Raw genomic sequence first — 283 nt, forward strand, 5'->3', positions numbered from 1 at the left:
TGATGCGAACAAAGTGCGGACTCGTTACAAAACCTTTCAGTTTGCGTTTGGTCTTATCACTGCTGTTAGGATCGACACTAAGTAGATCAGAGATTTGAAGCTTCACACCGAACAACTCAACTTTGTCTTCATCGGCACCTGTATTTGCATAGAACATGCAATCGTGAGGCTTGATACCACGCCAGCTACCTGCTTCTCTTGCCTTTTGCTGTAACTTACGGAAGTTGTTTAAGTCCAACTCATATTCAACATCACAGCTAACGGCACCATGCGTAAAGCCGGT

General features: G+C 44.5%; 1 protein-coding gene. It reads right to left on the reverse strand.

Annotated features, from left to right (window positions below; genetic code table 11):
* Window positions 1-283: phage protein (locus A3712_RS06945; RefSeq protein WP_157618717.1), on the reverse strand; the 283-nt coding region annotated here is incomplete at both ends.

Source organism: Vibrio sp. HI00D65, from assembly GCF_001635455.1.
Taxonomy (GTDB): domain Bacteria; phylum Pseudomonadota; class Gammaproteobacteria; order Enterobacterales; family Vibrionaceae; genus Vibrio.